The sequence below is a fragment of the Streptomyces boncukensis genome (assembly GCF_011045075.1).
Lineage (GTDB): Bacteria > Actinomycetota > Actinomycetes > Streptomycetales > Streptomycetaceae > Streptomyces > Streptomyces boncukensis.
Genome location: NZ_JAAKZZ010000531.1, coordinates 1 through 4784, shown reverse-complemented (window position 1 = coordinate 4784; position 4784 = coordinate 1). Strand labels below are relative to the sequence as shown.

The window sequence follows — 4784 nt, the reverse complement described above, 5'->3', positions numbered from 1 at the left end:
GGACGGGGCAGCGGGGCGGCGCGGCCGTCCGCTCACGGCTCCAGCCGGGTGACCGTGCCCGCGCCGACCGTCCGGCCGCCCTCCCGGAGCGCGAAGCCGAGTCCGGGCTCCAGCGGCAGGGCGGCGTCCAGCGTGACGGCCAGGCCGACGCGGTCGCCGGGGCGGGCGGTTCCGGGACCGCCGAGGGAGATCTCCCCGGCCACGTCCGCTGTCCGGATGTGGAACTGCGGACGGTAGCCGGTGCGCACGGGTGTGTGCCGGCCGCCGTCGCGTGCGGACAGCAGCGTGGCCTGGGCGGTGAAGCGGCGGGACGGCGTGAGGCTGCCCGGCGCCGCCACCAGATGGCCGCGGCGCACCGCGGCCCGCGGCACCCCGCGCAGCAGCAGGGCGACGCTGTCCCCGGCCCGCGCCTCGTCCATCGGCTTCCCGAAGGTCTCCACACCGGTGACGACGGTCTCCGGGCCGCCGTCCGGCGCGTAGACCCGCACCCGGTCGCCGGCGCGTACGGTGCCGCGCTCGACGGCGCCGGTGACGACCGTGCCCCGGCCGGTGACGCTGTGCGTGTGCTCCACCGGCAGCAGGAACGGCGCGCCCACGGACCGCTCGGGCAGCGGCACATAGGTGTCCACGGCGTCCAGCAGCGCCTCGACGGCGCCGGTCCAGCGCGGGTCGCCGGCGAGCGCGCCGGTTCCCGAGACCCGTACGGCGGGGACCGTGCCGCCCGCGTAGCCGTGCCGGGTGAGCAGCTCCCTCGCCTCCAGCTCGACGAGCTCGGTCAGTTCGTCCCCGGCCAGGTCCGCCTTGGTGAGCGCGACGACGAGGTGCTCGACGCCGAGCTGCCGGGCGAGCAGCACGTGTTCGACGGTCTGCGGCATCACCCCGTCGCGCGCGGAGACGACGAGGATGGCCCCGTCCAGCTGGGCCGCCCCGGTGGCCATGTTCTTGACGAAGTCGGCGTGGCCGGGCATGTCGACATGCGCGTAGTGCCGGGTGTCGGTCTCGTACTCCAGGTGCGCGAGGCTGATGGTGATGCCGCGCGCCGCTTCCTCGGGTGTCCGGTCGATGCGCTCGAAGGGCACATACGCGCCCTGGCCGCGGGCGGCCAGGACCTTGGTGATGGCGGCGGTGAGCGTGGTCTTGCCGTGGTCGACATGTCCCATGGTGCCGATGTTGAGGTGCGGCTTGGTACGGACGTATGCCTGCTTGGCGTGCTGGACCATGGTGTGCCGGATTCCTTCCTCGGAACGGCGAAGTGCCGCGCGGGGCGCGGGGCGTACGGGACCCCGGAGCCGGACCGACCCTCCCCCTGCGGGGTCCTCCGGCCTGTCCGGGAAGGGTCAGCTTCGCGTGACGTACGAGGTGCCGGCGCCGTGGCGAGGCGCAGGGGCAGCCCCCGGCGCGGCCGCGGGGGCGGCCGGCGCGGGAGGGAGGGGCTGCCGGAACATGCTCCGATGATCTCCCGGCCGACAGCGCCGCGTCGAACGGTTTTCGCCCCGCCGGAGGGGGCAGCGCGGCGGGCGGCGGAGCCGGCGGCCGGCGCGGCAGGTGACCCGGCGGCGACCGGACGGTGACGGCACGGCGGACCGCCGGTGTCCGTCGGGTAGGTCACCCGGCCCGGCGGAGTACACAGACGCACCCTTCGGCTAGTCTCCCCCACGTGCCCGTCCCCGCTTCGCCGCCAGACGGACCCCCCACCCGTCTCGCCCGGTCGCTGCTGTCTCCCTGGTCCCGGTTCGCCCTGCTGCTCGTGCTGCTCGGCGCCGCGGCCACCGCGATGCTGCTCTACGAGCCGCAGCGGCTGCTCGTGCACGGCTGGCCGCCCCAGCTGCCGACGGGGGCCGCGGCGGCGCTGTTCGGGGCGGTCTACGGACTGTGTACGACGGCGTTCGTACCGCGGCCGGTGCTCAATCTGGCCGCCGGCGCCGTCTTCGGCGCCTCACTGGGCACCCTGGCGGCGACGGCGGGAACGGTCCTCGGCGCCGGCCTCGCCTTCGGGCTGGGCCGGGTGCTGGGCCAGGACGCGCTGCGCCCGCTGCTGCGCGCCCGCGTACTGGCCGCGGCGGACCGGATGCTCAGTCGGCACGGCTTCCGCTCGATGCTGGTGATCCGGCTGCTGCCCGGGGTGCCGTTCGCCGCCTCCAACTACGGCGCCGCGGTCTCCCGGACGAGCTGGCACGCGTTCCTGGCGGCGACGGCCCTGGGCTCGGTGCCGAACACCGCCGCGTACACGGTGGCGGGCAGCCGCGCCGCCACTCCGACGTCCCCGGTCTTCCTCGCGGCCTCCGGCTTTATCGCGCTGTCCGCCGTGGCCGGCGCGCTGGTGGCCTGGCGCAAGCGCGGGCAGCTGCGCGCGAGGGCCGCTCCACCGGCACCACACGGCCCGCTCGCACCGGAACCCGCCGGTGCCCGCACGGCAGCGGTGGGTGACCCCCCGCTGGCCGGCGCGGTCACCCACCGCCTCTAGCATCACTGCATCCACGCCCGCACTCACAGGGACGAGCACACCCGCACATGTCTTGGTTCGAATCCTTCATCCTCGGGCTCGTCCAGGGTCTGACCGAGTTCCTGCCCATCTCCTCCAGCGCCCATCTGCGCCTCACCGCGGCGTTCGCGGGCTGGGAGGACCCGGGTGCCGCCTTCACCGCCGTCACCCAGATCGGCACCGAGGCGGCCGTCCTCATCTACTTCCGCCGCGACATCGCGCGTATCGTCAGCGCCTGGTTCCGCTCCCTGGTCAGCAAGGAGGCCCGGGGGAACCACGATGCCAAGATGGGCTGGCTGGTCATCATCGGCTCGATCCCGATCGGTGTGCTCGGGCTCACCTTCAAGGACCAGATCGAGGGGCAGTTCCGCGATCTGCGGCTGATCGCCACGACGCTCATCGTGCTCGGCATCGTGCTGGGCATCGCGGACCGCCTGGCGGCGGGCGAGAGCGGACGCCACCGGGCGCGGCCCCCGCGCAAGTCCCTGGAGCAGCTCACCGTCCGGGACGGCCTGCTGTACGGCTGCGCCCAGGCGCTGGCGCTGGTCCCCGGCGTCTCCCGGTCCGGCGCCACCATCAGCGGCGGCCTGTTCATGGGGTACAAGCGGGAGGCCGCAGCGCGCTACTCGTTCCTGCTCGCCATCCCCGCGGTCCTCGCCTCCGGCCTCTTCGAGCTCACGGAGATCGGCGAGGGCCATGTGTCCTGGGGGCCCACGGTCTTCGCCACGGTGCTGGCCTTCGTCGTGGCCTACGCGATCATCGCGTGGTTCATGAAATGGATCACTACGCGCAGCTTCATGCCGTTCGTCGCGTACCGGATCATACTGGGGTTGGTGATCTTCGCGCTGGTGGGGACGGGCGCGCTCAGCCCGCACGCCGGCGAGACCGGGTGACCGCGCACGCGCGGCGCGGGCATCCGGTCCCGCCGTGCGCGCGCCGGGGCGGCTGCCACACTGAGCGGCATGGAGAACTTCTACCGCGGACCGGCGACCCTGCTGTCGGGCGCCGGTGAGATCCCCGTCGAGGCGGCGCTGTTCACCGAGGCCGCAGGGCCCGAGGCGGCCTGGTCGGGGACGGTGCGGCCGGACGGTCCCGAACCGCTGTGGACCGAGCTGGAGGGCGACACGGCCCGGCTGCGGCTGCCCGACGGGCGCGAGGGCCGGATCACGGTGCTCGGCAGCGGCTTCGGCGCCGTGGAGGTCGCCGGGGACGGCCCGGCGCCCGCCTGACCCGCGCCCGCGCGTCCCCTCGCACCACCCGCCGGTCGGCTCAGGGAGGTAGCGGGCACTCCTGTGTACTCCCCTTGCGGTATGCCAAGACGGACCCCGCAGTGGAGGACAACACGAGGTCGGGGGAGCATCGTGGACATATGAACGGGAAGCCCCGCGCACGCCGGGCGGCCGGCCGATGAGCCCGCTGTCGTGGTCGGTGCTGCTCTCAGTCGTCTCGGCGGTGTGCTACGCCTGCGCCGCCATCGTGCAGGAGCGCGTCGCCTCGACGACCGCACCGAGCCGGCTGCGGCTGCTCGGGTCCGGCAGGTGGTGGCTGGCCGTGGTCCTGCAGGGCGCCGGGGCGCTGCTGCACGTCGCCGCGCTCGGGCTGGGCCCGCTCACGGTGGTGCAGCCGCTCGGCGTGCTCACCCTGGTGCTCGCCGCCCCCCTGGGCGCGCTGCTCGCCCGGCGCCCGGTCACCGCCACGAGCTGGCGCGGCATCGCCCTGGTCACCCTGGGGCTGGCCGGGTTCCTGCTGCTGACCGGCTCGCGCGGCTCCCGGACCCTGGAGGGGGCGCAGCAGACCGAGCTGGGCGTGACCATAGTGCTGGCGGTCGCCGTCCTGGCGGTGCTGGCGCGGGCCGCCGTCCGCCTGACCCGCAGCGGTGGCCGGGGTCCCGCGCTGCGGAGCGTCTCGCTGGCCCTGGCCGCCGGGATCGCGTACGGCGCGGCGTCGGTGTTCGTGAAGACGGCGGCCGAGAGCTGGGACTCCACGCCGCTCACCTCCGCCCTGCCGCTGCTGGTGCTGATCGGTGTGCTGGCCGCCTCGGGCCTGGCGACCTCGCAGGCGTCGTACCGGGGCGGCGGACTGGCCGCGCCGCTGGCGACGCAGACGGTCGCGAACCCCGTGGTCGCCGCCGCCGCCGGGATCGCACTGCTGGGCGAGGGCTTCCGGTACGGCTACACCGGGTCGCTGGCCGCGCTCGCGGCGGGCGCGGTGGCGTCGTGGGGGCTGGTGCTGCTCGCGATGGACACGGCCAGGGGCTCCCGTACTGCGGAGGCGGGCCCCGTGCTGATCCCGCCCCCGGCCG

General features: G+C 75.1%; 5 protein-coding genes. 4 read left to right on the top strand and 1 reads right to left on the bottom strand.

Annotated elements, in window-relative coordinates:
• Positions 1 to 32: 32 nt before the first annotated feature.
• Positions 33 to 1220 (bottom strand): elongation factor Tu, encoded by a 1188-nt coding sequence (locus G5C65_RS31330; protein WP_165302426.1) that lies wholly within the window; start codon positions 1218 to 1220, stop codon positions 33 to 35.
• A gap of 437 nt (positions 1221 to 1657) precedes the next feature.
• Between G5C65_RS31330 and G5C65_RS31325 the strand changes: the two genes are divergently transcribed.
• The 4 genes from G5C65_RS31325 to G5C65_RS31310 form a co-directional block, all read left to right on the top strand.
• Complete coding sequence (locus G5C65_RS31325; RefSeq protein WP_165302425.1) at positions 1658 to 2464, top strand: VTT domain-containing protein; 807 nt, start codon at positions 1658 to 1660, stop codon at positions 2462 to 2464.
• 47 nt (positions 2465 to 2511) lie between these two features.
• The gene (locus tag G5C65_RS31320; protein WP_165302424.1) at positions 2512 to 3375 is read left to right on the top strand and encodes an undecaprenyl-diphosphate phosphatase; all 864 of its coding nucleotides are present in this window, start codon (positions 2512 to 2514) and stop codon (positions 3373 to 3375) included.
• 69 nt (positions 3376 to 3444) lie between these two features.
• The gene (locus G5C65_RS31315; protein ID WP_165302423.1) at positions 3445 to 3711 is read left to right on the top strand and encodes a hypothetical protein; all 267 of its coding nucleotides are present in this window, start codon (positions 3445 to 3447) and stop codon (positions 3709 to 3711) included.
• Positions 3712 to 3889: 178 nt separating this feature from the next.
• A partial coding sequence (locus tag G5C65_RS31310) for a DMT family transporter (RefSeq protein ID WP_165302422.1) occupies positions 3890 to 4784 on the top strand: 895 nt, incomplete at its 3' end.